Annotated in this window: 28 protein-coding genes and 1 pseudogene; 17 read left to right on the top strand and 12 right to left on the bottom strand. The window is 63.2% G+C overall.

Features of this window, described 5'->3' with window-relative positions; translation table 11 throughout:
• On the top strand, positions 1-749 hold a 749-nt coding region (locus WBQ44_RS06310), incomplete at its 5' end, for a DUF4436 family protein (protein WP_495565868.1).
• A 52-nt stretch (positions 750-801) separates the two neighbouring features.
• Here the strand turns inward: WBQ44_RS06310 and WBQ44_RS06305 are convergent.
• Positions 802-1,629, bottom strand: a complete 828-nt coding sequence (locus WBQ44_RS06305) for an aldo/keto reductase (protein ID WP_495565867.1) — start codon at positions 1,627-1,629, stop codon at positions 802-804.
• Between the two features lie 30 nt (positions 1,630-1,659).
• Positions 1,660-1,791: a hypothetical protein gene (locus WBQ44_RS06300; protein WP_495565866.1), complete on the bottom strand. Its 132-nt coding sequence runs from the start codon at positions 1,789-1,791 to the stop codon at positions 1,660-1,662.
• A 465-nt stretch (positions 1,792-2,256) separates the two neighbouring features.
• Between WBQ44_RS06300 and WBQ44_RS06295 the strand changes: the two genes are divergently transcribed.
• The 12 genes from WBQ44_RS06295 (at position 2,257) to WBQ44_RS06240 (ending at position 11,587) form a co-directional block, all read left to right on the top strand.
• The gene (locus WBQ44_RS06295) at positions 2,257-2,793 is read left to right on the top strand and encodes an OsmC family protein (RefSeq protein WP_495565865.1); all 537 of its coding nucleotides are present in this window, start codon (positions 2,257-2,259) and stop codon (positions 2,791-2,793) included.
• A 243-nt stretch (positions 2,794-3,036) separates the two neighbouring features.
• The gene (cynS, locus tag WBQ44_RS06290) at positions 3,037-3,489 is read left to right on the top strand and encodes a cyanase (RefSeq protein WP_495565864.1); all 453 of its coding nucleotides are present in this window, start codon (positions 3,037-3,039) and stop codon (positions 3,487-3,489) included.
• 47 nt (positions 3,490-3,536) lie between these two features.
• On the top strand, positions 3,537-4,619 hold the full coding sequence (locus tag WBQ44_RS06285; RefSeq protein ID WP_495565863.1) for an acyl-CoA dehydrogenase family protein: 1,083 nt from the start codon (positions 3,537-3,539) through the stop codon (positions 4,617-4,619).
• Positions 4,616-5,290, top strand: a complete 675-nt coding sequence (locus WBQ44_RS06280) for an RNA polymerase sigma factor (protein WP_495565862.1) — start codon at positions 4,616-4,618, stop codon at positions 5,288-5,290. The genes WBQ44_RS06285 and WBQ44_RS06280 overlap by 4 nt, the downstream gene beginning before the upstream one ends.
• Positions 5,287-5,607 carry a hypothetical protein gene (locus WBQ44_RS06275; RefSeq protein WP_495565861.1) on the top strand — a complete coding sequence of 107 codons (321 nt, stop codon included), beginning with the start codon at positions 5,287-5,289 and terminating at the stop codon, positions 5,605-5,607. The genes WBQ44_RS06280 and WBQ44_RS06275 overlap by 4 nt, the downstream gene beginning before the upstream one ends.
• On the top strand, positions 5,573-6,133 hold the full coding sequence (locus WBQ44_RS06270) for a flavin reductase family protein (RefSeq protein ID WP_495565860.1): 561 nt from the start codon (positions 5,573-5,575) through the stop codon (positions 6,131-6,133). Before WBQ44_RS06275 ends, WBQ44_RS06270 begins: the two co-directional genes overlap by 35 nt.
• Positions 6,130-7,362, top strand: a complete 1,233-nt coding sequence (locus tag WBQ44_RS06265; protein WP_495565859.1) for a CmpA/NrtA family ABC transporter substrate-binding protein — start codon at positions 6,130-6,132, stop codon at positions 7,360-7,362. Before WBQ44_RS06270 ends, WBQ44_RS06265 begins: the two co-directional genes overlap by 4 nt.
• A gap of 137 nt (positions 7,363-7,499) precedes the next feature.
• A complete protein-coding gene (locus WBQ44_RS06260; protein ID WP_495565858.1) occupies positions 7,500-8,261 on the top strand; it encodes an ABC transporter permease in 762 nt (253 codons plus the stop codon).
• Positions 8,254-9,072, top strand: a complete 819-nt coding sequence (locus tag WBQ44_RS06255) for an ABC transporter ATP-binding protein (RefSeq protein WP_495565857.1) — start codon at positions 8,254-8,256, stop codon at positions 9,070-9,072. Before WBQ44_RS06260 ends, WBQ44_RS06255 begins: the two co-directional genes overlap by 8 nt.
• 15 nt (positions 9,073-9,087) lie before the next feature.
• Positions 9,088-9,426: a rhodanese-like domain-containing protein gene (locus WBQ44_RS06250; protein ID WP_495565856.1), complete on the top strand. Its 339-nt coding sequence runs from the start codon at positions 9,088-9,090 to the stop codon at positions 9,424-9,426.
• On the top strand, positions 9,423-10,796 hold the full coding sequence (locus tag WBQ44_RS06245) for an MBL fold metallo-hydrolase (protein WP_495565855.1): 1,374 nt from the start codon (positions 9,423-9,425) through the stop codon (positions 10,794-10,796). Before WBQ44_RS06250 ends, WBQ44_RS06245 begins: the two co-directional genes overlap by 4 nt.
• 83 nt (positions 10,797-10,879) lie before the next feature.
• On the top strand, positions 10,880-11,587 hold the full coding sequence (locus WBQ44_RS06240; protein ID WP_495565870.1) for a sulfite exporter TauE/SafE family protein: 708 nt from the start codon (positions 10,880-10,882) through the stop codon (positions 11,585-11,587).
• A gap of 12 nt (positions 11,588-11,599) precedes the next feature.
• On the opposite strand, the pseudogene WBQ44_RS06235 reads toward WBQ44_RS06240, so the two are convergent.
• Positions 11,600-11,809, bottom strand: a pseudogene (locus WBQ44_RS06235) (transposase); the annotation flags it as partial.
• 24 nt (positions 11,810-11,833) lie between these two features.
• Positions 11,834-12,877: a LacI family DNA-binding transcriptional regulator gene (locus tag WBQ44_RS06230; RefSeq protein WP_495565854.1), complete on the bottom strand. Its 1,044-nt coding sequence runs from the start codon at positions 12,875-12,877 to the stop codon at positions 11,834-11,836.
• 108 nt (positions 12,878-12,985) lie between these two features.
• Between WBQ44_RS06230 and WBQ44_RS06225 the strand changes: the two genes are divergently transcribed.
• From WBQ44_RS06225 to WBQ44_RS06215, 3 genes are read left to right on the top strand one after another with little or no spacing between them, the layout of a single operon-like run.
• Positions 12,986-13,993: a Gfo/Idh/MocA family protein gene (locus tag WBQ44_RS06225; protein WP_495565853.1), complete on the top strand. Its 1,008-nt coding sequence runs from the start codon at positions 12,986-12,988 to the stop codon at positions 13,991-13,993.
• Complete coding sequence (locus tag WBQ44_RS06220; protein WP_495565852.1) at positions 13,990-14,907, top strand: TIM barrel protein; 918 nt, start codon at positions 13,990-13,992, stop codon at positions 14,905-14,907. The genes WBQ44_RS06225 and WBQ44_RS06220 overlap by 4 nt, the downstream gene beginning before the upstream one ends.
• Positions 14,904-15,980 carry a Gfo/Idh/MocA family protein gene (locus WBQ44_RS06215; RefSeq protein ID WP_495565851.1) on the top strand — a complete coding sequence of 359 codons (1,077 nt, stop codon included), beginning with the start codon at positions 14,904-14,906 and terminating at the stop codon, positions 15,978-15,980. Before WBQ44_RS06220 ends, WBQ44_RS06215 begins: the two co-directional genes overlap by 4 nt.
• Positions 15,981-16,027: 47 nt before the next feature.
• Here the strand turns inward: WBQ44_RS06215 and WBQ44_RS06210 are convergent, their stop codons facing one another.
• On the bottom strand, positions 16,028-16,747 hold the full coding sequence (locus WBQ44_RS06210) for a GntR family transcriptional regulator (RefSeq protein WP_495565850.1): 720 nt from the start codon (positions 16,745-16,747) through the stop codon (positions 16,028-16,030).
• Between the two features lie 283 nt (positions 16,748-17,030).
• On the opposite strand from WBQ44_RS06210, the gene WBQ44_RS06205 reads away from it, so the two are divergent.
• On the top strand, positions 17,031-18,338 hold the full coding sequence (locus tag WBQ44_RS06205) for a D-alanyl-D-alanine carboxypeptidase family protein (RefSeq protein ID WP_495565849.1): 1,308 nt from the start codon (positions 17,031-17,033) through the stop codon (positions 18,336-18,338).
• A gap of 16 nt (positions 18,339-18,354) precedes the next feature.
• Here the strand turns inward: WBQ44_RS06205 and yhjD are convergent, their stop codons facing one another.
• The 7 genes from yhjD to WBQ44_RS06170 form a co-directional block, all read right to left on the bottom strand.
• Positions 18,355-19,359, bottom strand: coding sequence for an inner membrane protein YhjD (gene yhjD / locus WBQ44_RS06200; RefSeq protein WP_495565869.1), 1,005 nt, complete (start codon positions 19,357-19,359; stop codon positions 18,355-18,357).
• A 96-nt stretch (positions 19,360-19,455) separates the two neighbouring features.
• Positions 19,456-20,496 (bottom strand): tryptophan--tRNA ligase, encoded by a 1,041-nt coding sequence (gene trpS, locus WBQ44_RS06195; protein ID WP_495565848.1) that lies wholly within the window; start codon positions 20,494-20,496, stop codon positions 19,456-19,458.
• Between the two features lie 45 nt (positions 20,497-20,541).
• A complete protein-coding gene (locus WBQ44_RS06190) occupies positions 20,542-21,348 on the bottom strand; it encodes an exodeoxyribonuclease III (RefSeq protein WP_495565847.1) in 807 nt (268 codons plus the stop codon).
• Positions 21,349-21,388: 40 nt separating this feature from the next.
• The gene (gene yidC, locus WBQ44_RS06185) at positions 21,389-22,342 is read right to left on the bottom strand and encodes a membrane protein insertase YidC (RefSeq protein ID WP_495565846.1); all 954 of its coding nucleotides are present in this window, start codon (positions 22,340-22,342) and stop codon (positions 21,389-21,391) included.
• A 78-nt stretch (positions 22,343-22,420) separates the two neighbouring features.
• A complete protein-coding gene (locus WBQ44_RS06180) occupies positions 22,421-22,738 on the bottom strand; it encodes a DUF6412 domain-containing protein (protein WP_495565845.1) in 318 nt (105 codons plus the stop codon).
• A 130-nt stretch (positions 22,739-22,868) separates the two neighbouring features.
• Positions 22,869-23,156: a DUF6412 domain-containing protein gene (locus tag WBQ44_RS06175; protein ID WP_495565844.1), complete on the bottom strand. Its 288-nt coding sequence runs from the start codon at positions 23,154-23,156 to the stop codon at positions 22,869-22,871.
• Positions 23,157-23,201: 45 nt separating this feature from the next.
• Positions 23,202-24,564: DUF4153 domain-containing protein (locus WBQ44_RS06170; RefSeq protein WP_495565843.1), on the bottom strand; the 1,363-nt coding region annotated here is incomplete at its 5' end.

Raw genomic sequence — 24,564 nt, 5'->3', positions numbered from 1 at the left:
TCACCCAATCGGGAGAGGACCCGGATACCCACGTCGCGGACCCGGCGGGAGTACTCGTCTACCTCGACGTGAGCTCGGTTGTCGGAGCGGATTTCTCGGTCGGCGCTCGGGTGTCGGTGTACCCGGGGAGCGACTACGTCGACGCCAACGGACACCTGACGACGGACATGGTCGTCGACGTCTCGCCCAGTGCAGCCGATAAGCGACTGGACTTCTCGGCGGGCACTGCCGCGGGACCGATTCCCACCACGATCTACGCGGACGGTGACGTTCGCACCTGGCCGTTCGACCGATACGCAGCCGATTCCGTGACGGTGCGAGTGTTTCAGCAGACCGACGGGCAACCAACCGAGGTTCCGGCAGTAGTCGTGGTCACCGATTCACTTACCAACTGGAACGTCGACGCTGGACCGTCGGATCCGCGTGGAGGTGAGTCTTTCGACATCACGGTCGCCCGTACCGCGGTGTCGAAGATCTACGACTCGGCTATTTGCCTGGTCTTGCTGGTGCTTCCGTCGTGTGCATTGTTCGTGGCGGTCAACACGATCAGACGCAGAAAGAAGTTCCAGCCGCCGATGGTCACGTGGTTCGCGGTGATGCTGTTCGCTGTGCTGCCCATCCGGAACTTGCTGCCCGACGCGCCGCCCATCGGATCGTGGGTCGACTACGCCATCATCCTGTGGGTCGTCCTGGGACTGGTCATCGCGATGATGTCCTACGTGTACGCGTGGTTCCGCGACGCTCCGTAGCCGAAGAGGTCTGCGTCCAGAAAATCCGCCGACAGTGGTTCGTGCTTGCGCCTCAGAACTCCTCGTAGACGTCCGGGTCCTGATCCCAGATGCGACCACGCTCGAGTCCGGAGATGGCGGCAACCTCACTGTCGCCGAGTTCGAACCCGAACACGTCCAGGTTCTGCCGCTGCCGGCCCGGATCGGACGATTTCGGTAGTGGAACTGCACCGAGCTGTACCTGCCACCGCAGAATGACCTGGCCCGGGGTGACGCCGTGCGCGGCTGCCGCGTCCGTGATGGGCGTCGCCTGCATCAGTTCCGATCCGCGCCCCAGGGGACTCCAACTCTCGGTGACGATTTCGTTGTTCTGGTGATACTCACGCAGTTCGTGCTGCGGGAAGTACGGGTGCAGTTCGATCTGATTGACGGCAGGCACCACCGAGGTTTCTGCCGCAAGGTGGTCCAGGTGCTCGGCGGTGAAGTTGGAGACGCCGATCGACTTGACCACTCCGTCCCGCTGGAGGTCGATCATGGCCCGCCACGTGTCGACGTACTTGCCCATTCTGGGCAGCGGCCAGTGGATGAGCAGCAGGTCGATGTAGTCGACACCCAGCTCGGTCAAAGATATCCGCACCGACTCCTTGGCCTGTTCGTACCCGTGAAACCGTCCGGGGATCTTGGTGGTGATCGAGATGTTTTCCCGAGCGATCTCGGACGCGGCGACCGCACGACCCACCCCACCTTCGGTGCCGTAGCTCAACGCTGTGTCGATCAGGCGATAGCCGGCGTCGAGGGCGGAGGTGACGGTGGATGCCATGTCCTCCCCGTCCGCCTGCACCGTTCCTAGACCGATGCGGGGCAAAGTGCTTCCATCGTTCAACGTGATTGCGGGTGTCACAGGGGACCTCTTCTCGGGAGCGGCGGTTGGTCAGTACTGCACGGTGACGATGCGGCCACCGTCGTTCATCGATTGCACCAGCGCGTCGGCGGCGAGGCCTGTACGGAGCGCTGCGTCCGCGTTCGCGAGCGTCGATGGGCGGCCCTGCTCGATCGAGTCCACCCATTCCTGGAGTTCGAGCCGATACGCCTCGGCGTAGCGCTGGACCCAGTCGAGCGGGTACGAGATGGACCTCGTCAGTTCGCTGTCGACGATGACGTGTGCGGGGACGGCGAACGACGCGACACCGGACTCGCCGACGAGCTCGCAACGGTGTCGTACCCGTCGCGGGCATTGACGCTATCCGGCACCCAGGGACTGCTCGAGCAGAGGGAGGGCCGCACCACCGCGGTGGTGATCGCTTGGCTCACCGCACTGAGCGCGCCTAGTGTCGCTGACATTACCGAAACCCGAATTCTGTTTCCTGAGTGTTAAATAACGCCCGATCAACGTTTCCATGTCAGATTCGGCGTAACGGAAAAGAATGCGCGGGAACTAACCCTCTGACTGTCGAATATATCGGCGGCTTTCCAGTGCTCAACACGCCGGTGCACGTTGCACTCGGCGGCTTACAGGAAGGACCTTTCCATGATCGAGACGGTTACCGCTTTGGCAGGAATCGACACCGCCGGGTTGATCGAATTGTCGGAAGCGGCCAAAAAAGACCCTTCGACGGGTAAGAAAACCCTCCGAGCAACCACCACCTGCGAGGGAGGGTTCCGCAACCTGACCCAGATCCGCACCCTCGAGCCGGTCCTGGTCTCGGAGCCATGCCACCTGCTCGGCGACGATGCAGCACCCAACCCTTCAGAAATGGCTCTGGCCGCGCTGGGCTCGTGCATTTCGGTCGGTCTACTCGCGAACGCTACCGCCAAAGGCGTCACGTTGAGCAAGCTCATGGTGAAAATGGAGGGCGACATCGACATTTCAGCCGTATGGGGTGTCGGAGACACCCCATCGGACAAGGTCACAGGATTTACTTCCATTCGGTGTGACATCACCCTCGCCGGTGATGCCGAAGAGGCAACTCTCGACGCGATCCGGGAGAACGCAATGTTCTGGTCGCCGGTGGTGAACACCTTCACCCGCCCGGTCGAGGTGACCTCCACCCTGATCGTCGGCTGACAACAATCTCGGGCCGCGCCGTATGTCGTGGAATACATGCGGCGCCAGGCCGGGTAGGACTCCAGTCCATTCATCAAGAACGAACCAAGTTCTGAATTCCTTGTTGGTTTCATCCCGTTACCGCCGAGGAAATACGCAAGAAACTTTGCTGAGTTAGATTGATTTCGAGCGGTCTCAAGAATAGCAATTCTCGTGCGCCAGCACTGGAGTTATCCTCGCGTATTTAGATTGAACACAGAACGGATGAATCACATGATTACAAAGAAGGACGCTGGTGAAATCGTGTCCCGCGCTCGTTTCCGGTCGGGAACGACGTGGACAGAGATTGCAAACAAGCTCAACAAGCCAGCGGTGTGGACGACCGCGGCGCTGCTCGGGCAGCACCCGATGAGCAGCGGAGATGCCCATACGGTGGGCGAACTCCTACAACTGGACGACGATGTGGTCGAAGTCTTGCAGGTACAGCCCTACCGGGGTTCCAAGGATTCGGCGGTGCCGTCGGACCCGACCCTGTACCGGTTTCATGAAGCACTTCAGGTCTATGGTCCCGCGATCAAGGAATTGATTCACGAGGAGTTCGGTGACGGAATTATGAGTGCAATCAATTTCAAGCTTAATGTCGAACGCCGAACTGACCCCGCCGGCGACCGCGTAGTTGTGACGCTCGACGGAAAATTCCTCGACTACCAATGGTGACATAAAAGCGCTGATTTCTGCCCATTTCGTGAGACTGGAGATATGCCATGAGCACCCCTGTTCAGGAAAAGCCCACACGCTCGACCAACCCACTGTCAGTGCAGATCGGTGAAACCATCGCCGCAGGGGCCAACAGCCTCGACCGCGGCGAAGGACAGTCACGTGCAGTGCTCGAATTGCTCGCCGCCGATGGAGCGCTCGATCTGGGCGCTCCGTTCAACAACAATGGTGAGCTCGCCGCCATGGCGGGAGTCATTTCCGAGCTGTCCTCGCGCTGCATGAGTTCGGCGTTCACGACGTGGGCGCATCGGATGACGATCGAGTACCTCACTGCCGCCGCCACCCCGTACGCCGAACGAATGCTCCCGGCCCTGCGGTCAGGACAGACGCCGGGAATAAGTGGGATGGCCTCGGCCTTCCGTGAACTGGCAGGGTGCGGCAGCCTCGAGATCACCGCGACACCGGACGTCGACGGGTACCTCCTCAACGGGCCGATCCGCTGGGCTTCGAATATCTACGATGACGCTTTGTTGGTGACCGGGGTACGGACCGGCACCGGGGAACGTCTGATCGTGGCGCTGCCTGTGTCCACTCCCGGCATCAAGGTCGGCGCACCGTTCTCACTGCTCGCGCTGGGGAGTACGGCGTCTACGTATATGACCCTGACCGATGTTCGCATCGGTGTCGAGAACGTATTGACTCGTGACTTCGAACCGTTCCTGGGTTCGGTGCGGCCGACGTTCATGGTGCTGCAAACGGCAATGTGCGCGGGCCTTGCCCGGACCTGTATCGCAGAGGCCCGGCAATCCCTGGCGGGAGTCAACGCAGTGTTCGCTGCCGAGGTCGAATCAATGGCAGGCACCCTCGCGCTGGTGGCGTCGGCGGTCACCAAGACCGCCCAGTGCGTTGCGGGCGTCGTGCCTCCCTCCCGCGCCGAACTGCTGGCTCTGCGTCTGGCCGGGGCCGAAGTGGCAACCGGGGCAGCCACTCTCGAGGCCAAGACCGCCGGCGGCAAGGGCTACGCCAGCAGCTCGGGCGCAAGCCGACGCTTTCGCGAATCAGCGTTCATCCCGGTTCAATCGCCCTCGGAAGCTCAGCTGCGCTGGGAGCTTGCCCAGTGTGGGCAATGACAGCAGACACCCTGCCCGGCATCGAATCCAACTCCGGCCGCTCTACGGATACCGATACCGATACCGCTGCAGTGTGGACTGCGGAGCAGATCGCGGAGATGTATCCCGGCATGCTCCGCTTCGCCCGCACGATGTGCTCCGCCGGAGTCGCGGAGGACATCGTTCAAGAAACGTGGATCGCGGTGCTCAACGGCATCGAGGCGTTCGAGGGCCGTGCGAGCCTGAAGACGTGGGTATACGCGGTGTTACGCAACAAGGCTCGTAGAGCCGTCGGTAACGAGATCCGCCGCCGCGACCTCGAAACGCCCGACAACGGGAGCGAAGAATCTGATCCGCTGGCCGGACGGCTGCATCATGCCGGACACCCCGATGCCGGACACTGGTCGCTCCCACCGTCGGCACGGTTCATCCCGGAGGAACGGACCATCGCCGCCGAATTACGCGAGAAGGTTCGTCTTGCCCTCGACCGACTGCCCCCGCGTCAACAGCAGGTTGTGTATCTACGCGATGTGGAAGGTTTCAGCCCCGAAGAGGTATGCGAGCTACTGGGATTGGACCAGGGAAATCAACGCATTCTCTTGCATCGCGGTCGCGGCAAGTTGCGTGCGCACATCGAGTGCTACCAGTTCGGGCGCGGCTGCCCCGACAACGAATCGGAAAGTTGGTTATGAACGAGACCGGTACTGCCTCGCATGTACTCGGGGCACCGGACATCGACTGCCTCGACTTCCTGCCTCTGGTCGACGAACTTCTCGACATCGACGACAAAGATTGGGACGCAACAGTAGTAAGGCATCTGCAGCAGTGTCCGCCATGTCGAATATTTTTGGAGCAACTCGAAGATTTGCGCCACCTGTTGCGCTCGCGTGACAGCGAGACGATTGGGCCCGACGACCCTCGCATCGTCTCCTTGTTCGTCTCCGCACAGGCCACCCGAAAGGACACCGGTTCCCATGAGCACCACAGTTCCTACCGCAGCAATACTTGACGACGCACTCGCCGGCAGTTGGATGCGCGGGGGCACCATCGATGCCACCGCCCTGCGGAACACTGCAGGTGCGTTTCCCAGCGGCGTCACGATCATCACGACGACCTCAGGCGACAAACCTATCGGTTTGACCATCAGCTCGTTTGCTTCGGTTTCGCTCGATCCGCCGTTACTTCTGGTGTGTGTGGCACGCACGGCGGGCAGTTTGCCTGCGTTCCGCACGGGAGGTCCGATCGGCATCAACGTTTTGGCCAGTGATCAAGCCGAGCTGGCCAAACGATTCGCGGGCCGCCACGAGGATCGGTTCTCGGGCGTCGGTTTTTCGCACGGACCCCACAAGGTTCCGCTGCTCGACGGGGTTGCGGCATGGATGGACTGTCACATCGCTCGAATTTACGACGGAGGTGACCATGTCATCATCCTTGCCCGCGTTCATTCGTTGCACCGCTCGGAAGCCAAACCCCTGCTCTATCATTCCGGCGCGATGCATGATTGGGCGCTCGCCGCACAGGACAGTTCCACATGACAGCCGGGGTGAGCCGCCGCCGATTTCTGAGTCTGGGTGGCGCAGTGGCAGGCGCAACCGCGTTGGCCGGATGCTCGCTCGGCCCCACGGCGAGTCCTGAGACCGCAGCGTCGACGGTCGGAGCTCCGCTCGGTCCGCTACCTGGAATCGAAAGTCCGCATATCACAGTCGGGTTTATCCCGATTACCTGTGCATCCCCGATCGTCAACGCGTTGCCGATGGGCATCTATGCCAAACATGGACTGAAGGTGACGCTGAAGAAATTTTCCGGTTGGGCCGAGATCTGGGGCGCTTACGTTGCCGGGGAAATCGACGCGACGCACATGCTGGCTCCCATGCCCTTGGCCATTCACAACGGCCTTGCCTCCGGGCAGACTGCGACCCGGCTTCCGCTATTGACCAATACCAACGGCCAAGCCATCACATTGGCCCAGAAGCATCGTGGCCGCGTCAGAGGTCCACAGGACATGGGTGGTTTCGTACTTGGAATTCCGTTCGAGTACTCGATGCACAACTTGTTGCTTCGCCACTACCTGAGCACCGGTGGCGTGAACCCGAATACCGATGTTGCTGTGCGCGTCATGAGGCCGGCTGACATGGTCGCCAATTTGGTCACCGGAAACATCGACGGCTACCTCGCACCCGATCCTTTCAATCAACGCGCGGTCTCCATCGGAGCCGGCTACCTGCACGTGCTGACTCGTGATCTGTGGAATGGACATCCGTGCTGCAGCTTTGCGGTTCGGGACGATTTCGCCGCGGCCAACCCCGTCACATACCGCGCACTCACCCGCGCGGTAGCAGATGCCGCCGTGTGGAGCGATGATCCACACCACCGCGTCGAGGCAGCCCGATCCATGGCAGCCGAATCTTACCTGAACCAGAAACCTGAACTGCTCACCCAGGTGTTGACCGGCAACTTTCCCGACGGAACGGGGCTCGAGAGGTCGGTACCCGACCGAATTCGATTCTCGCCCTACCCCTTCGAGGCCTATGGAGTATGGATGCTCACTCAGTTTCAGCGTTGGGGACTCGTTCCCACCGACACGTACACCACCGCGGAATCGTATTCCAAGGCAATCCGGCCGGTATTCGATACCCAAGCCGCCGCGACGGCGCTCACCGATCTCGGTGTGACGCCCCAGCCGCGAGGCCCCGAAATCATCATGGGGTCCGTATTCGATCCGTCCGATCCCGCGCCCTGGACAGCCGCGCAGGTGAAAGCATGAGTACCTCGTCGATCGAACCAACAACCGTGGAAAACTCGAATTCCCCGCATGATCCGGCGAAGGACGCTACTGCCCGATCCGCACCGCGGGCCAAGGCATTGCCGAAGCCACCAAAGAAGGACCGATCGAAAACTGCTGTGCAGGCAGTCCTTCTGTTCTTGGTGATCAGCGTCGTATTCGTGGGACTGTGGCACGTGGTCACCGCAGGCCAGGCAGCATCCGGGCTCGCCCCTACTCCGGCAGCAACGTGGCGGCGGATGGTCGAGATTCTCGGTGACCCGTTCTACGTTGCCGGCCCCAACAGCGTCGGAGTCTTCTGGCATCTTCTCGCAAGCCTCCAGCGAGTGCTGATTGGGTTCGGACTTGCTGCCGCCATGGCCATTCCGTTGGGACTACTACTCGGAACGAGTACGTCCCTGCGGTGGGCAGTGGATCCGTTCGTGCAAATTCTTCGACCGGTCTCCCCCTTGGCCTGGTTGCCGCTGGGGCTCGCATTGCTCCGCGACGCCGAGGCCACTGCCCTGTTCGTCATCTTCATGTCCGCGCTCTGGCCCATCCTGCTCAACACCATCGACGGCGTCCGCAGTGTCAACCCTCTCTATCTCGACCTCGCACGCACTGTCGAGGCTCGGCAAGTGACCGTCATCCGCAAGATTGTGCTGCCCTCTGCTCTACCGACGATGATCACCGGGCTGCGTATGTCCTTGTCCACCGCGTGGCTGGTGATCATCGCAGCCGAAATGTTGGTCGGCGGAAGGGGAATGGGCTACTTCGTGTGGAACGAGTGGAACAAGTTGAACATTCCCAGCATCATCGTCGCCATCCTGCTCATCGGTGTTGTCGGTCTGATCCTCGACCGTGCAGTGACCGCCCTCCAGAAGTTGGTACCCCATGCCTGACACCGACCTCGCCCGTCGCCTGCCGAACCCGAAGTTTCTTCACCTCGAGAAGATCACCAAGGGCTACCACCACAGGAGCGGTTGGAACCCAATCGTGGGCAATACCGATATCGCGGTCGAAGAAGGCCAATTCGTTTCCCTCCTCGGTCCATCCGGGTGCGGAAAGTCCACGGTGTTGAGCATGATCGCTGGGCTCACCGAACCGGACGAGGGAACCATTTGGCTCGACCACCGACCCATTACGGGCCCCGGCCACGACCGCGGTGTCGTCTTCCAGCAGCACGTCCTGCTGCCCTGGATGACCGCCCGCGAAAACGTATTGTTCGGCTTGAACTGCGCTCGACCCAATCTGGCCAAGAGCGAACGCGAGGATCTAGCAGATCACTATCTCGATACCGTCAAACTCGGACACGCCAAAGACCGTCGTCCCGGTGAACTCTCCGGCGGTATGCAGCAGCGCGTCGGGATAGCCCGCGCCTTTGCCCTGCAGCCGAAGGTGCTTCTCCTCGACGAACCGTTCGGCGCACTCGACGCACTCACCCGGGTCGAACTTCAAAACGAGTTGCTTCATCTCTGGGAAAGCGAGCGCCGAACCGTGGTCATGGTCACCCACGACGTCGACGAGGCGATCGTGCTGTCCGACCGCATCCTGGTCATGAGTCACGGTCCCGAAGCCACCATCCAAGACGACGTCCCTGTTGGGTTCGCTCGCCCCCGGTCGCAAGATGAACTCAACAAAGACCCTCGCTTCTACGACTTGCGCGCCTCCCTGCTCGCTTCGTTGACCGCGACCACCTCTCACGCAGCTTGAGGACACGCCACTTCCATGACGCCAGAAACCCCGGACACTCCCGCCGAAGTGAACATCACCACGTTCATCGCACTCAATAAAGAAGGCCTGACCGTCGTCGACGTTCGTGAGGAATACGAATTTGCCGCCGGGCACGTACCCCACGCTCAACACATTCCGCTCGACGAACTGTCGAGTCGGCTCGACCAGATCGGCGGACCCGACCCGGTATACCTCATCTGCGCTTCCGGCAATCGAAGCCTGAAAGCCGCGCGGATAATTGCAGCCGCAGGTCGCGACGCTGTATCCGTGGTCGGCGGCACCAAGGCCTGGGTCGACAGCGAACAGCCCACAGAAAGGGCTGGAAACTCATGATCCTGCACCAGTACTATCTCGAATGCCTTTCGCACGCATCCTATCTCGTTGGAGATGAAGACAGCGCACAAGCCGTGGTGATCGATCCGCAAAGGGACGTCAATGGCTACCTTGACGACGCACGTGCCGCTGGCATAACAATCGTCGGCGTCATCAATACCCATGTACACGCCGACTTCGTCGCAGGCAACATCGAACTCGCTACAGAGACCGGTGCCTGGATCGGGTTCGGCGAGCGCGCCGAGATCGACTATCCGATCCGCCGACTGGCAAACGGGGACCGCGTCCGGCTCGGACAACTCGACATCGAAGTTCTCGAAACCCCAGGGCATACATGGGAATCGATCAGCATCGTTGTCCGTGAGACCCCCGATAGCGCGCCGTACGCGGTGTGCACCGGGGACGCTTTGTTCATCGGCGACGTGGGGCGCCCCGACCTGGCTTCCGCCGCGGATGTAGACACCGAGAGCTTGGCCCGCGCCCAATTTCATTCTTTGCACAAACTTTTGACACTTCCCGACTCCACTCGCGTCCTACCCGCCCATGGAGCAGGTTCGTCGTGCGGGAAAAATTTGTCGTCCGAATTGTCCTCGACCGTCGGTGAACAACGCCGCGATAACTACGCGGCACAGCCGATGAGCGAAACCGCCTTCGTTTCACTGTTGACGGTAGGCCAGCCTCCGGTCCCGGCGTACTTCGCCGTCGACGCCGAGCTGAACCGACGCTCCCATAAAGTCTTCGACCAAGCCGCACCGCTACCCGAACTCGATCCGGAGCACTTGTCGATCGCGGCACGTACACCGGGCACGTATGTGATCGACACTCGAGACCCGGACGCGTTCGCCGACAGACACATCGCGGGGTCCATCAACATCGGCCTCGACGGACGCTTTGCCGAAACCACCGGCATGCTTGTCCCACACCATGCACCAGTCGTGATCTTGACGGTAGACGGAAGAGGCCGCGAGGCGGCAATCCGATTGGGCCGTATCGGATTCGATGTCGTGACCGGCCATCATGACCTGTCCTACGGCTTTGCACCCGAACTGGCCTGGCTACTGTGTATCGCCGAACGCGTCACCCCCACCGACATACAAGCATCCCGCGACGACGTTACGGTGGTCGACATCCGCAGTGCCGGCGAGCGCGAAAATGGCGCCATACCCGGTTCTCTCCATATCCCATTGCCGCAACTCGCCGCGCGTCGCTCCGAGCTTCCCGCCGACACAAGCTTGATCGTTTACTGCGCCGGTGGGTGGCGCTCGAGTGTTGCCGCCAGCTACCTCCGCCGACATGGCAATCGCACGGTCACAGAGCTCCGCGGAGGGTTCACGGCCTGGTCTGCGCAGACATCCTGCGTCGAACAGTAGCTGCCTCCGACGCGAAAGGCTGACGGCACGTGGCCCTACCAATAACATTGGCTGCAGGTGTGCTCATCGGCCTACTACTGGGCATGCTCGGTGCTGGGGGGTCGATCATTGCCATACCCGCGCTTACCCTCGGTGCAGGTCTACCCTTGCGAGAGGCCATCACGACGGCCCTTGTAGTCGTTCTCGCAGCCTCCCTCACCGCTGCGCTGCCTCGATTGCGATCCGGAGTCCAGTGGTCGACGGCATTGATGATGACTCTGATCGGTGTTCCCTTCACCATGCTGGGCACGACGCTCAGCCATCGATTGGATGAGACAATCTTGGTTTTCGGGCTGGTAGGCATCATGCTCAGCGCAGCGGTTGTGCTGCTGAAAAAACCAGCCCCGAAAATCGGTTCCAGAGCGAGGTCCATACACAGATCCTTACGGTATCTACGCATTGTGGCAGCAGGTGCAGTGGTCGGCACCCTGACCGGGTTGTTCGGCGTAGGCGGAGGATTTCTCATCGTCCCCATTTTGACTCTTTTTCTTGGCCTGCCGATGCAGCTCGCAGTGGGAACTTCACTGGTAGTCATCTTCATCAACTCCACCACCGGATTGGCCGCCCAACTGACCACAGTCTCACTCGACTGGGTAATTACCGCGGCTTTCGCAATCACCACTATGACTACCGCCAAAATCGCTTCGAAGTACGGAATGCTTCTGTCCGAACACGCCCTCCGCCGGTCATTCTGCTCACTGATCGTCATCGTTTCCGCAACGATGCTTGTCACCACACTGCGGGCCGGCTGAGTAACGTTTGATCCGAGCCTTGCCTTTCCCTGTGGGGTCCAGCGCCCGAGTCGCCAGATACAAGCACTCGAGCGCCGCCTACCAGGTCGGTAAGTGCCCACGAGCACGCACAGCACGCCTGTATCGGGCGTTGACGGACTCGATCGCTTCCGTCGAGCAGATCACCCTCCTGACCTCGACGTCGTAGCCCCGGAAGGGAACGAACTCGCCCCACGCGTTGTCTCACATTTTGATGATCGCCGGATACTAGCGAAGCGTCAGGGGCGTATTGAACCTCGTGAGGATCTGGACTCGTGACGGCTCGTTGACGACGCCGTCGAGGCCGCCGCCCGCCTGCATCAACAGCCGGCACGCCACCCGCGCGTCGGCACGTAGATCGTGATGCAGCACCGCGGACAGTGCACCCGACCGCAGCAACGGCCGATTGTCGCCGTCGAGATCATGACCGACGAACACCCTGCACTTACGGCCAGTACGCTCGAAAGCTCGCACCGCGCCGGTGTTTCCGCCACCGATCGAATACACGGCTTCGATGTCGGAGTACTCGGCGAGCGCCGACCGGACGCGCTGCTCGACGGTGTGGTCGAGCCCCTCGCTGTCAGTGATGTCCACGACGCGTCTGCCGGACGGCTCGCCCCGCTCGGCGCCCAGTGAACGCAGGGTGGTGCGAAAGCCCATCTCTCGCTCCTCTTCGTTGCGAAAGATGTTGCTGGTCAGCAAGATCAGGACGGACGCGTCGCGCTCGGCCAACCAGCTGTCCACCAGAAACGCTGCGGTCGCACCCGCTGCTCGATTGTCGATGCCGACGTAGTCCAGTCGCGCGCTTGCCGGCACGTCCGTCACATACGTCACCACGGGGACCCCGATGCCGTCCAGTCGGTCGATGGCCGCGACTACGTCCGGGTCGTCGGGGGCCTTGACGATGACGCCGTGCGAACCCTTCGCGGTGATCCTCCCCAGCGTCTCGACCAGGTCGCGGACCGATTCGGTCTCCCTGAAATGAAATCGGCAACGCACCGCCGCCGGAGAGAGCATCGGCAGCTCCGCCTCCAGGGCCGACCTGAACTCGGCCGAGAACCGCGCCGGCGTCTGCATGACGACGTCGAACAGGAACTTCCGACCGCTCAGCCGCAATTGCGAACGCTGCTTGTCGAGGTCCGCGATCGCTTGCTGCACTTCGGCTCTCGTGTTCTCACGCACGCCGGGTCGCTCGTGAAGGACACGGTCCACGGTCGCCTCGCTCAGACCGGCCTGCTGCGCTATCTCGCGCACTTTGTAGCGGTGTGTCACCAGTGTCCGTTCTGAGGTGTTTTTGACGGCTCCTGACGGTTGATAGTACGGCAGTACCCGGTCAGACTCGAGTGGTCTCACTTCTTCTTCTCGTAAGGAAATCGACCCATGGGCGTAACCGTCGGCGTCATCGGCCTCGGCCGCATCGGCGCGGTGCACACCGAAACGCTGAGCGCACTTCCCGGCATCGACGGACTCGTGATCACCGATGAACGCCCGGCGCTCACCCAGGCGATGGCCGCTCGCTTCGGAGCGAAACCGGTCGACAGCGTCGCCACGATGCTCGCGGCCGGCGTCGACGGCGTGGTCGTGGCCGCCGCGACACCCGCCCACAGCTCACTCGTACTCGCGTGCGTCGACGCCGGGATACCGGTCTTCTGCGAGAAGCCGATCGCTGCGACCCCCGGCGCGAGTCTCGCGCTGGTGGAGGCCGTCGAAGCGTCGACCGCCCAAGTCCAGGTCGGCTACAACCGCCGTTTCGCTCCCGCTTTCTCGGCCGCCAGAGCAGCCGCCGCGGCGGGCGAACTCGGCTGGCTGCACACCGTGCGTTCGACAACCCTCGATCCTGCTCCCCCACCATTCGAGTACATTGCCGTGTCCGGGGGGATCTTCCGCGACTGCAGCGTTCACGATTTCGACATCGTCCGCTGGGTCGTCGGCGCCGAGGTCGCCGAGGTGTACGCGGCAGGATCCAACCAGGGTGACCCCGCGTTCACAGCGGCCGGTGACGTCGACACCGCCACCACCACCATGACGTTCGTGAACGGCACCATCGGCGTCGTGTCGAACACCCGCTACAACGCACGCGGGTACGACTGCCGCCTCGAGGTCCACGGCTCGAACGACGCCGTCGTGGCGGGATGGGACGAGCAACTCCCGGTGCGCAACCTCGAGGTGGATTCGAGGTTCCCGGCCGATACCCCGCACAGCTTCTTCATGGATCGATTCGCCCCTGCCTACCGCGCGGAACTCGCAGCCTTCGTCGACGTCGTCGAAGGACGCAGCGCATCGCCCTGCACAGTCCGCGACGCACTCGAAGTGGCCTACGTGGCCGAAGCCGCAACCCTGTCCCTGCAACAGCACCGCCCGGTGCGAATCGACGAGGTACGACTGTGATCACGACGGCAAAAACACTGCCCGCAAACGGGATTCGCATTGCCGGAGCACCCATCTCGTGGGGGGTCTGCGAGGTTCCGGGTTGGGGATACCAGATCTCCCCCGAACGAGTCCTCACCGAGATGCGCGATGCCGGACTGACAGCGACCGAAGTGGGACCCGAGGGCTTTCTCCCGACCGATCCCACCGAACTGGCAGCAACACTCGCCGGCGTCGGCCTGACGTCGGTCGGCGGTTTCGCACCGGTACTGCTGCACGACGCCGACCATGATCCGGTTCCCGGAATTGCGCCGCTGCTCGACGCCTTCGTCGCCTCGCGCGGCGAGGTCATCGTGCTTGCCGCGGTCACCGGCAGCAACGGGTACGACTCGCGTCCCGTTTTGAGCGATGAACAGTGGACGACGCTGCTCGGCAACCTCGACCGGTTACAGGCAGCGGCAGCCGAACGCGGAATCCGCGCGGTACTGCATCCCCACGTCGGGACGATGATCGAACACCGCGACGAGGTTCACCGCGTGCTGAACGGTTCCTCCATCCCCCTGTGCCTCGATACCGGCCACCTTCTCATCGGCGGCACCGACCCTCTGGAACTCGTCGAGGCGTACGCCGACCGAATAACCCATGTCCATCTCAAGGACGTCGACGCAGCCATGGCAGCCCGAGTCCAATCCGGCGATCTGACCTACACCGAAGCCGTCGCGCTGGGCATGTACACCCCGCTAGGCACCGGCGACGCACACATCGGGGCAGTGGTGAATTGCTTGCTCGACGCCGGATTCGACGGCTGGTTCGTCCTCGAGCAGGACACCATTCTCGCTGCCGAGCCCACGGACGCCGGACCCGTCACGGACGTCATCGCTAGCGTGCAGTACCTCCGTGGTGTCGTCGACGCGAGGGTATCGTCACTCGCATGACCGCACTCCGGATCGGCGTTCTCGGAGCGTCGCGCATAGCCGAGTCCGCAATCGTCGAACCCGCCCGCATTCTCGGGCACCGTCTCGTCGCCTGCGCGGCCCGTGATCGAAGTCGGGCGCAGGTCTTCGCCGAAAAGCACCGTGTGGAGCGGGTTCTGGACTCGTACGATGCGGTGATCTCCGACCCCGAAGTGAATGTCGTGTACAACCCGCTGGCCAACTCCCTGCACGCTCCGTGGAATCTAGCAGCGGTCCGAGCGGGAAAGCATGTGCTCACCGAGAAGCCCTTCGCGCGGGATCGAGCCGAAGCGGTCACCGTGGCCGACGCCGTCTCCGACGCCAACTCCAACGCCGTCTCCGACGCCAACTCCAACGCCGTCTCCGACGCCAACTCCAACGCCGTCTCCGGTGCATCGAAAGTCACTGTCATGGAAGGGTTCCACTACCTGTTCCATCCGGTTACTCGACGCCTCCAGCAGCTGCTCGAGGAGGGTATCCTCGGCGACCTACGACACGTGGACGTCGAGATGCGGATGCCAGCACCGTCGCCAGGCGACCTGCGGTGGTCGCTCGACCTCGCCGGCGGAGCGATGATGGATCTCGGCTGCTACGGCGTTCACGCCGAGCGACTGTTCGGCAAGTACGCCGGCGGCTCGCCGGTCGTCGCTGCGGCCCGGGCCGTCCAGCGCACCGCGGGTGTGGACGAGTCGATGGACGTCGACATCGAATTCCCCTCGGGTGCAACAGGATCCGTCAAGTGCTCGATGATCGACCCCGACTACCTGTTCACCCTGAACATCATCGGCACCGAGGGAAACGCGTTCGCACACAATTTCATCAAGCCACAGGACGACGACCGGATCACCGTGCACACTCGATCGACCACCGTCGAACACCTCGGCAAGCGATCGTCGTACACGTACCAGCTCGAGGCCCTCGCCGATCACGTGTCGAACGGCACGCCACTTCCCATCGGCTGCGACGACGCGGTCGCCAACATGTCGATGATCGACAACGCGTACCGCGCAGCGGGTATGTCGGCTTACCGCGCAGCGGGTATGTCGACGCGCTGACCCATCGGCGATACGTCAGTGGTGTTGGGCCGCAGCGGTAGTGAGCGTCAGCGATCGACGACGGTGGTGTCGAAGTAGTAGCGCGACCCGCGGTAGGCGTGCGAACCGAATTCGACGACACTCCCCGAATCGTCGAATGCGGTGCGGTGCATGGTGAGCAACGGCGCCTTGACCTTCTCGTCCAGCAGCAGCGCTTCTTCTCGGTCGGCGGCTCGGGCGCCGATGCGTTGCCGAGCGAGCCGGATGTGCACGCCACGGGTGCGTAGCGACTGATACAGCCCCTGGGATTCGAGTTCGTCCGGATCGGGCGCGATGGACGACGGGAGGTGGTTCGTCATCAGAGCCAGTGGTTCGCCGTTGGTACTGCGCAGCCTGCGAATGGTCACCACTTCGGTGTCGTCGACGAGGTTCAGCTCGCGGGCGACATCGTCCGAGGGGATACCGATCTGGTATTCGAGCAACTTCGTGGACGGGTTCTGACCGGCTCGAGCGAGGTCGTCGAACAGGGAAGTCAATTCGACGGGACGGTGCACGGGGCTTTGGACGACCTGGGTACCGACGCCCCGCTTGCGGACCAGAAGTCCCTTGTCCACAAGCTCCTGAATGGCGCGGCGAGTGGTCGGCCGAGAGAGGTTGAGGCGTTTGGCCAGCGCCAGTTCGTTCTCGAAACGATCCCCCGGTGCGAGTTGACCGCTCAGGATTGCCGATTCGATGGTTTGGGCGAGCTGAAAATACAGGGGTAGGGGGCTTCCACGATCGAGCTCCACCGAAAGCTGGCTGGGGACCGAAGAACTCCCCGCTGACGGCTTCCCTGTGCGCGAAGACGCACGCACCCCGCCCGAGGGTGCATTCGACGCGATCATGGTGCCCCTCCGTATTTCGTCCCGCCTATAACTCTTACCAGGCTGCCACCGCACGCGGCTTGAACGGAAGTGTAGACGAGCGCTGTTCTTGACCGGAAGTGAAGATGTCCGCACATGTTCGGTCCTTGTCGCGCACTCCGGTGGGTCGGCCCGGCAGAGCCGGCCGAACCCCCTAGGGTGATTCGCGATGAGAACGATCCTGCGGGTGACGGCTGCCCTCGCCACGACTGCCGTGCTGTTCGGCGCGGCCGCGCCCGCGTCTGCGCAACCGGACGAGCCGTCGACCGTGACCACCACACCGTTCACCACTCCGAACACCGATGACTGCCCGTTCGCTGCGACACCGCCACCGGCGATCGATCTGTCAGAGGTACCCGCGCCCGGTGAAACGACGCCTTCGCCGCTTCCGGTTCCCGCCGAGGCGGTGGGAGGCGAACTGCTCGGTCGCTGCGGTGTCGTCATTGCGGACGGGGCGCCGCCGGTACCCGCAGACATTTCGGCCACCGGGTGGGTACTGTCCGACCTCGATACCGGCGAGGTCATCGCGGCCAAGGACCCGCACGGCCGGTATCGACCCGCCAGCACCATCAAGATTCTGCTCGCGCTCGTCGCCATCGAGGAGCTGAACCCGGACACCGTCGTCGTCGGCACCGCGGACGATGCGGACGTCGAGGGCAGCGCAGTGGGGATAGGAAAGGGTGGAGTTTACAGCAATTTTCAGCTTCTGCAGGGTTTGGTCATGGCGTCGGGAAACGACGCCGCCCACGCACTTGCCACGCAGCTCGGCGGTGACGAGACGACGGTCGAGAAAATGAACGCCAAGGCGCAGGATCTGGGCGCCCTGGATACTCGAACCGCCACCCCTTCGGGTCTCGACGGCCCCGGAATGTCCAGTTCGGCATATGACATGGCGCTGTTCTTTCGAGCGGCGATGCGGAACCCCACGTTCGCGCGACTCATCGCCACCGAGTCGGTTCCCTTCCCCGGGTTCCCGCGAGATCCCGCAGTGCCCGGCGATGTGGACCGGCCGGGCTTCGCCCTGTCGAACGACAACCTGCTGCTGTACAACTACGACGGCGCGCTCGGGGGTAAAACCGGATACACCGATGATGCGCGACAGACCTTCGTGGGCGGGGCCGAACGAGCGGGCCGACGCCTGTCGGTGACGCTCATGAAGGGTGACGTGCTGCCCATCCGTCCGTGGGAGCAGGCGGCTCGGCTGCTGGACTACGGATTCGCGTCGGCGCCCGACACTTCGGTGGGTACGCTCGCCGCACCCGATTCGGTCGGAATCGTCACGAGCACGAGAACTGCAGCGCCGACGACTGCTTCACCCCCGGCCGGCGACGTCGGGACCTTCACGGGGTCGAGCGAGCGACAATCCTCGCTGGAGGCAGGCGGCGACACCGCGGTTCGCGTGGGCATCGGCATCATCGGCGCTCTCGTCGTCCTCGGACTGCTGCTGGGGGCACGGCAATTGAACAGGCGACGCTGAGGGTTGCGGGCGTAGTTCAGCGTTTCCGGCGACGGCCGAGAAAGCCCAACCCCGCTGCTGCGAGCGCGCCCGCGCCGACGAGAGCGATACCGCCCCTGACGGACGGCCCCTCGGTGATTTCGACGCGGGTGGTGATGACGGCGGGGTCCGGAGGTCGCACGAAAGCCAATGCCAGGCTTTCCTGAGCAGTTGCGGCAAACGCCGTTGCGAACAGAAGAAAACGCGATGTGGTGAACACGAAGACGAGCAGACCGATGATGGGGCCGAACACCACCCCGGCAGGGCCGGTGGTGACCGAAGCAAGGTAGACGGCAGCGATTTGCTTGAACACTTCGAAGCCCACCGCCGCGATGAATGCGCCTTTCAGCGCGCTGCGGAACGCGACAGGCTCGCGTGGAAGGCGGGCGATCACCCAAATGAACACCACCCAGGTGGCGACGAGCGCAACCGCGACCGACACCACCCGCAACAGAACGCCCACCCCGGGCGCTTTTTCCAAGCCGAGCAGCTCGAGCACACTTTCCATGACCGAGGCGCCGTTCAACGCGGACAACCCCAGAGACAGCCCCAGTGCCAGGCCGAGCCCTACAAGAGCCACGAGGTCGCCGAGCTTGGTGCCGAGGAAACTACCGTCCTCGTGCACTGACTCCCACATCGCGGTCAACGCTGCACGCAGGTTCGCCATCCAACCGAGGCCTGCGTAGAGCGCACCGAGCAAACCGAGGATGCCGACGCTGGTACGCGATTCGACCGCGGTGTCGACGAGGGAATTGACGGTCTCGCCCAGGCTCCCGGGGATGTTCGACGAGATCTGCTCGCGAATCTCGTCGAGCCATTCGGGCCTTCCGGCGAGTACGAACCCGGCGGCAGCGAATCCCACCATCAGCAGCGGGAACAGCGCCAAGACGCTGAAGTAGGTCATTCCCGCGGCGTAGTAATTGCCCTTCTGCGCCTGGTAGCGCTGGGCAGCTCGTACCGTGTGGTCGAACCACGGCCATTTCGCTCGGCGCTCTTGCAGCATCGCCTTGAAATCGGGAACGTCAATCACCCTCTCGGTCGAGCTTTCGATGCCGGATTCCGAGCGGATTTCGCAATCCTCGACGATATGGTCCCGGAATCAGGAGTGGGGCGTCAGGAACCCAACTCGGTCGTACACCTGCGCCAACGTCTGTGACGCTACCGCCCGTGCACGGTCTGCGCCGTCTGCGAGTATCCGGTCCAGTTCGGCGACGTCGGACATGAAGCCGTCGACGGCGGCCTTGAGCGGGGTGACGAATTCGGTGAGTACGTCGGCGGTGTCGGACTTGAGGTCGCCGTAGCCCTTGCCTGCGTATCCGGCAACGAGGGTATCGATCGATGTGCCCGACAGAGCCGACTGGATGACGAGCAGGTTGCTGACGCCGGGCTTGGCGGTGGGGTCGAACACGATGTCGCGTTCGTTGTCGGTGACCGCCGAACGCAGCTTCTTGGCGGTCACCTTCGGGTCGTCGAGCAGGTTGACGATGCCTGCCGGATTGGAGCCGGACTTGCTCATCTTCGACGTCGGTTCCTGAAGGTCGAAGATCTTGGCCGTGCCCTTGATGATGTGAGCATCCGGCACCACGAAGGTCTTCTTGAACCGAGTGTTGAACCGCTGCGCCAGATCCCGCGTCAGTTCGAGGTGCTGACGCTGATCCTCGCCCACCGGAACGAGATTGGGCCGATACAGCAGGATGTCGGCAGCCTGCAGAACCGGATAGGTGAACAGGCCGACCGTCGTCTGGTCGCGCCCCTGCTTGGCCGACTTGTCCTTGAACTGCGTCATCCGGCCCGCCTCGCCGAACCCGGTGATGCAGTTGAGAACCCATGCGAGCTGCGCGTGCTCCGGCACCTGACTCTGCACGAACAGGGTGGACCGCGTCGGGTCGATACCCACGGCGAGCAACTGTGCAGCCGCGATGCGCGTGCGGTGCCGCAGCGCTTTCGGATCCTGCGGCACCGTGATGGCGTGCAGATCGGGGATGAAGTAGAACGCATCGTAATCGTCCTGCAGGGCAACCCACTGTCTGACGGCACCGAGGTAATTGCCGAGGTGGAACGAATCTCCGGTCGGCTGAATGCCGGACAGCACCCGTTGCCGGGGCGCTGCAGGTGTCTCGGTGGGTGCGGGAGCAGACATGGTCATGATCTTTTCACGGGCGGACAACCAGGTTTTTCTCAGGTGCTAGCGGTAACGCACCGTGACGGGCGCGTGATCCGACCAACGCTGGTCGTATGCGTCGGCACGCTCGGTGACGGCTTCCTTGGCCCGTTCCGCGAACCCGCGGGTGGCCAGCTGATAATCGATCCGCCACCCGGCGTCGTTGTCGAAGGCCTTGCCTCGGTACGACCACCAGCTGTACGGACCCTCGACGTCGGGGTGGAGCATGCGCACGACGTCCGTCCACGGCGCCGTGTCCGCGAGCAGGGCGGACACCCATTCGCGCTCCTCCGGTAGGAAGCCGGAGTTCTTGCGATTGGTCTTCCACGCCTTGATGTCGAGTTCGGTGTGCGCGATGTTCCAGTCGCCACAGACCACAACGTCCCGGCCTGCGGCGCCCGCCGACGTGGCCGTCGACGCCAGATAATCGGCGAAGGTGACCATGAACCGTTCCTTCTCCACTTGCCGTTCGGTGCCCACCTCCCCGGACGGCAGGTACAGGCTCGCAACGGTGACCTCGCCGAAGTCTGCTTCGATGTAGCGGCCGGAATCGTCGAACTCCGGATGGCCGAATCCGACCCGTACGGCAGCGGGCGCCGTACGGGACAGAATCGCTACACCGTTGCGCCCCTTGACCGCCGGCTCCGCCGATGCGAGCAACCATCCCGCGTCGAGGGCAGGGGCCAGCGCCTTGGAGAGTTCACCGTCCGCGGCACGTGTCTCCTGTAGGCAGACGACATCGGCGTCGGTGGATTCCAACCACGGCAGCATTCCCTTGCGCGCTGCGGCTCGGATTCCGTTGACGTTGACCGTGGAGACAGTGATAGACACGTAGGGCACCGTAGCGGACGCCTCCGACAGCGAAAGAACGTCATCGTCGACGCCGCGGTTTCGCTCCCGGAGCCGGCGCCGAGGCCGAGCGCGGCCGTACGGATGCGGCATCGTCGGCGTCGATATTCTCGTTGTCGATATTCTTTGTGTCGATTTTCTTTGTGTCGATCCGTCGGTAGACGAGGTGCTGCTGGGCGTAGGTCCAGATGTTGTTGCTCACCCAATACAGCAGCACGGCGATGGGGAGGAACGGGCCCCCGACCAGAATGCCGACGGGAAACACCCACAGCATCATCGAGTTCATGATCGCCGTCTGTGGCGCGTTCTGCACTGCCTGGTCCTGTCGAGCCAGCGCTGCGCGTGAATTGAAGTGGGTGGCCACGGACGCGAGCAACATGAGCGGAACGGCCACCGCGGCCACCGCCCACATCGACGTCGCCCCAACGGACACCGCACCGCCGAGCGAGGAGAAGCTGCCCGCTCCGCTGGTGATCGCGGCCGAGATCGGAGCGCCGAACAACCGTGCGTCCAGGAACGACTGAACGTCGGTCGCATCGAAGAAGTAGTTGGCCGTGTTCGCATTGTCCTGCGCCGACATGCCGAGTCCACCGAACCCGGTGCCCGTCCGGTCGAACGAACGCAGCACGTGCAGTAGGCCGATGAAGACGGGAGCCTGCGCCAGCAACGGTAGGCAGCCCAGCAGCGCACCCCCACCGTGCTCCGCGCGGAGCGTCCGCAACTCGGCAACCTGCCGGGCGCGATCGCCCGCATGCTTCTTCCGCAACGCTTGAATCTGCGGCTGCAGCTTCTTCATTGCAATCTGGCTGCGGATCTGAGCGACGAAGGGCTTGACGAGCACGAGACGGACGGTGAAGACGAGGAAGACGACGGCCAATGCCCACGCTGTTCCACTGTCGGGACCAAGGGCGGCCCCGAATACGGTGTGCCAGCTCCACAGAATTCCGGACACGGGGTAATACACGATATCGAGCATGAAATGCACCTCACTGAGAGAAATCGGTCGATGGACATCTCGACCGGCAGTGGCCCGCGGATGACGGGGCAGGACCGGTCAGACGACCGATCCGGGTGCTCTGGGCATTGGGCGTCCGGGTGTGTCCGGGCGGTGCTGGCGACGATATCCGCCGCGTAATCGTCGATCCTCGTGCGGCGGCGGAGGACGCTGTGAGCAGATGCGGACCAGCGCGCCCGCGTGCGCGGCGCCCCATGCGACGAGAACTGCGAAGACCAGTCCGACGATCGCCATGTCGGCGCCGGGTTGGTCGACGACGACGAGAAGAAGCATTGCCGTCGTAGCCAACGCAGCGGCCAGCGTGAACAGACGCGACGACAGTGACGGATAGAGCCTGCGGTGTGAAGGGAACGGCACGGGGAGTTCTTTCGAGGAGTGCGGGCGCTGAACGCCGCATCGCAGATGTGGGGTCGAAAGAGAGGAGGCCGTGCCCGTGTTCAGGAGAACGTGCGTGGGCTGAACACGAGGATGTTGGAGCAGGCGAGTGCTAGATGGCCCCCGCCGTGAGACCGGGCGCACGGGCCAGTGGACGACCGGCCTCGTCGGGCCGTTCCTGGCGGCGGTAGGACCCGCGACGACGCTGTTGGCGGTCGCGTACATCGGCAACGCCGAAAACCCGGCGCAGCAACGCTTTTCGGCCGGTCACCGCAACGACGGTGACCGCGACCGCAGAGAGCACGATGCCGAAGGCCACAGCGGCAACAGCCGAGTCGGGAAGCGTCGCGAGCATCAGGAGCAGAACGAGGTAGGTCGACAGGAGGCCGAGGTACTTCACCGTTGCTCCTCTCCGCCCGAGTTGGTCCTCGTTCACCCTAACCCGTCACGGGTTGTACGCGCACGCTCCGATCGGATGGTCCCGCAGGATGTGATCGGCCCGCATGGTTGCGACGTTCCATTCGGTCCACGTGCCGACCGCCTCGTATCGGGCCATCGCACAACTCCTCGTCGGCTCGGGAAGCTTGTCGAGTTCGGGTGCTGCGTCCTCGGACAGCCGCGAAAGATATGCGGCATCGATTTTGCCTGTCTCGGCGAAACGCTCGACGTTGTGCCGAGCGATGTATGCATCCGGGTCGATAACTGCCAACCCGAGTACCGCCAGCACCGCAGTCACTCCCACCGCACGCGGTAGCCAATTCCCGGACATTCGAATTCCCGTCGCCATGACGAGAACGAACACCGAACCCAGCCACAATTCGACTGCCGTGACGAACAGTCGCAGCGTCGTGAAGCCGTACTGCTGCTCGTACAGCGACATTCGATGTAGTGCCGACGCCACCACCACGAGGGAGAGCAGACACAGGGTTCCGAGCAAGAACCGCAGCCAGGTGCGTTCGCGCGTCGAGTCCCGCGGCGCCTTCCGGATCGCGACGGCCATCACGAGCAGCGTGAGTGCGGTGACCGCGAGCAACTGCCAGAAGCCCTGACGCGCGTATTCTGCGTTGGTCAGACCGTCGGTGACGAGCACGTACTGCTGCCCGCCGAACAGCGTGCGAATCTGCACGAACACGAAGGCGCCGAAGAGAAGAACCAGAGCGGTCAGGGGAACAGCCAACTCCCACAGGTGCAGAGCCCCGCGGCGGCGCGGCGCCGCGCCGTCGAAGCGCGGAGGGTTGACGGCCAGGTACGACGCCGCAAGCGCCCCGCCGGCAACGAACGCGAACACGAACAACTCACCGATCGCCATTGCCGGGTCCCACTGCGGGGTCACCGAGTCGAGCAACTTCTCGAACTGCGGATCGGCCCCGGCGAAGAGCGCTGCGAATACCGCCAGGAGGGCCAGCGTCACTGCTGTTACCAGCGCGATCCTGCCCGGTCGCACATTGCCCGTGTCCATTCGCGCCGAACCACGGGTCGTCCACCGTATGACACGGAAGGGCACGAGAACCGGCGCGAGTGCACCCAGCACGGTGCCCGTCCACGTCCAGGACCTCGACAACACTGCGCCTGCAACGAACACGGCGAGCCAGGCCGACAGCGTGACCAGCCAGTCTGCTGCCCTGAAGACGGCGACCGCGCTCAACGCGAGAACGGCAGCCGCGCCCGCCCCGTGCCACCACGTAGTCGTTCGCCACGGGTTCGCGCACGCCGCGACGACGAGTATCGCGGCGGTGACGATCGGGTAGCCGAGTCCGCCGTCGCCGAGCACGAGTGAGCCGATCAACCCGGCCATACCGGCTCCGATC

The organism is Rhodococcus sp. (in: high G+C Gram-positive bacteria) (genome assembly GCF_049591685.1).
Taxonomy (GTDB): Bacteria; Actinomycetota; Actinomycetes; order Mycobacteriales; family Mycobacteriaceae; genus Rhodococcoides.
The sequence above is the reverse complement of the archived record's forward strand: the minus strand, read 5'-3'. Positions and strand labels throughout refer to the sequence as shown.

Bases quoted from the DNA above. Each gene is read 5' to 3' on its own strand.
- WBQ44_RS06295 (WP_495565865.1), top strand. From the start codon at position 2,257: ATGATCGAGACGGTTACCGCTTTGGCAGGAATCGACACCGCCGGGTTG.
- cynS (WP_495565864.1), top strand. From the start codon at position 3,037: ATGAATCACATGATTACAAAGAAGGACGCTGGTGAAATCGTGTCCCGC.
- WBQ44_RS06285 (WP_495565863.1), top strand. From the start codon at position 3,537: ATGAGCACCCCTGTTCAGGAAAAGCCCACACGCTCGACCAACCCACTG.
- WBQ44_RS06280 (WP_495565862.1), top strand. From the start codon at position 4,616: ATGACAGCAGACACCCTGCCCGGCATCGAATCCAACTCCGGCCGCTCT.
- WBQ44_RS06275 (WP_495565861.1), top strand. From the start codon at position 5,287: ATGAACGAGACCGGTACTGCCTCGCATGTACTCGGGGCACCGGACATC.
- WBQ44_RS06270 (WP_495565860.1), top strand. From the start codon at position 5,573: ATGAGCACCACAGTTCCTACCGCAGCAATACTTGACGACGCACTCGCC.
- WBQ44_RS06265 (WP_495565859.1), top strand. From the start codon at position 6,130: ATGACAGCCGGGGTGAGCCGCCGCCGATTTCTGAGTCTGGGTGGCGCA.
- WBQ44_RS06255 (WP_495565857.1), top strand. From the start codon at position 8,254: ATGCCTGACACCGACCTCGCCCGTCGCCTGCCGAACCCGAAGTTTCTT.
- WBQ44_RS06250 (WP_495565856.1), top strand. From the start codon at position 9,088: ATGACGCCAGAAACCCCGGACACTCCCGCCGAAGTGAACATCACCACG.
- WBQ44_RS06245 (WP_495565855.1), top strand. From the start codon at position 9,423: ATGATCCTGCACCAGTACTATCTCGAATGCCTTTCGCACGCATCCTAT.
- WBQ44_RS06240 (WP_495565870.1), top strand. From the start codon at position 10,880: ATGCTCGGTGCTGGGGGGTCGATCATTGCCATACCCGCGCTTACCCTC.
- WBQ44_RS06225 (WP_495565853.1), top strand. From the start codon at position 12,986: ATGGGCGTAACCGTCGGCGTCATCGGCCTCGGCCGCATCGGCGCGGTG.
- WBQ44_RS06215 (WP_495565851.1), top strand. From the start codon at position 14,904: ATGACCGCACTCCGGATCGGCGTTCTCGGAGCGTCGCGCATAGCCGAG.
- WBQ44_RS06205 (WP_495565849.1), top strand. From the start codon at position 17,031: ATGAGAACGATCCTGCGGGTGACGGCTGCCCTCGCCACGACTGCCGTG.
- yhjD (WP_495565869.1), bottom strand. From the start codon at position 19,359: ATGCTGCAAGAGCGCCGAGCGAAATGGCCGTGGTTCGACCACACGGTA.
- trpS (WP_495565848.1), bottom strand. From the start codon at position 20,496: ATGTCTGCTCCCGCACCCACCGAGACACCTGCAGCGCCCCGGCAACGG.
- yidC (WP_495565846.1), bottom strand. From the start codon at position 22,342: ATGCTCGATATCGTGTATTACCCCGTGTCCGGAATTCTGTGGAGCTGG.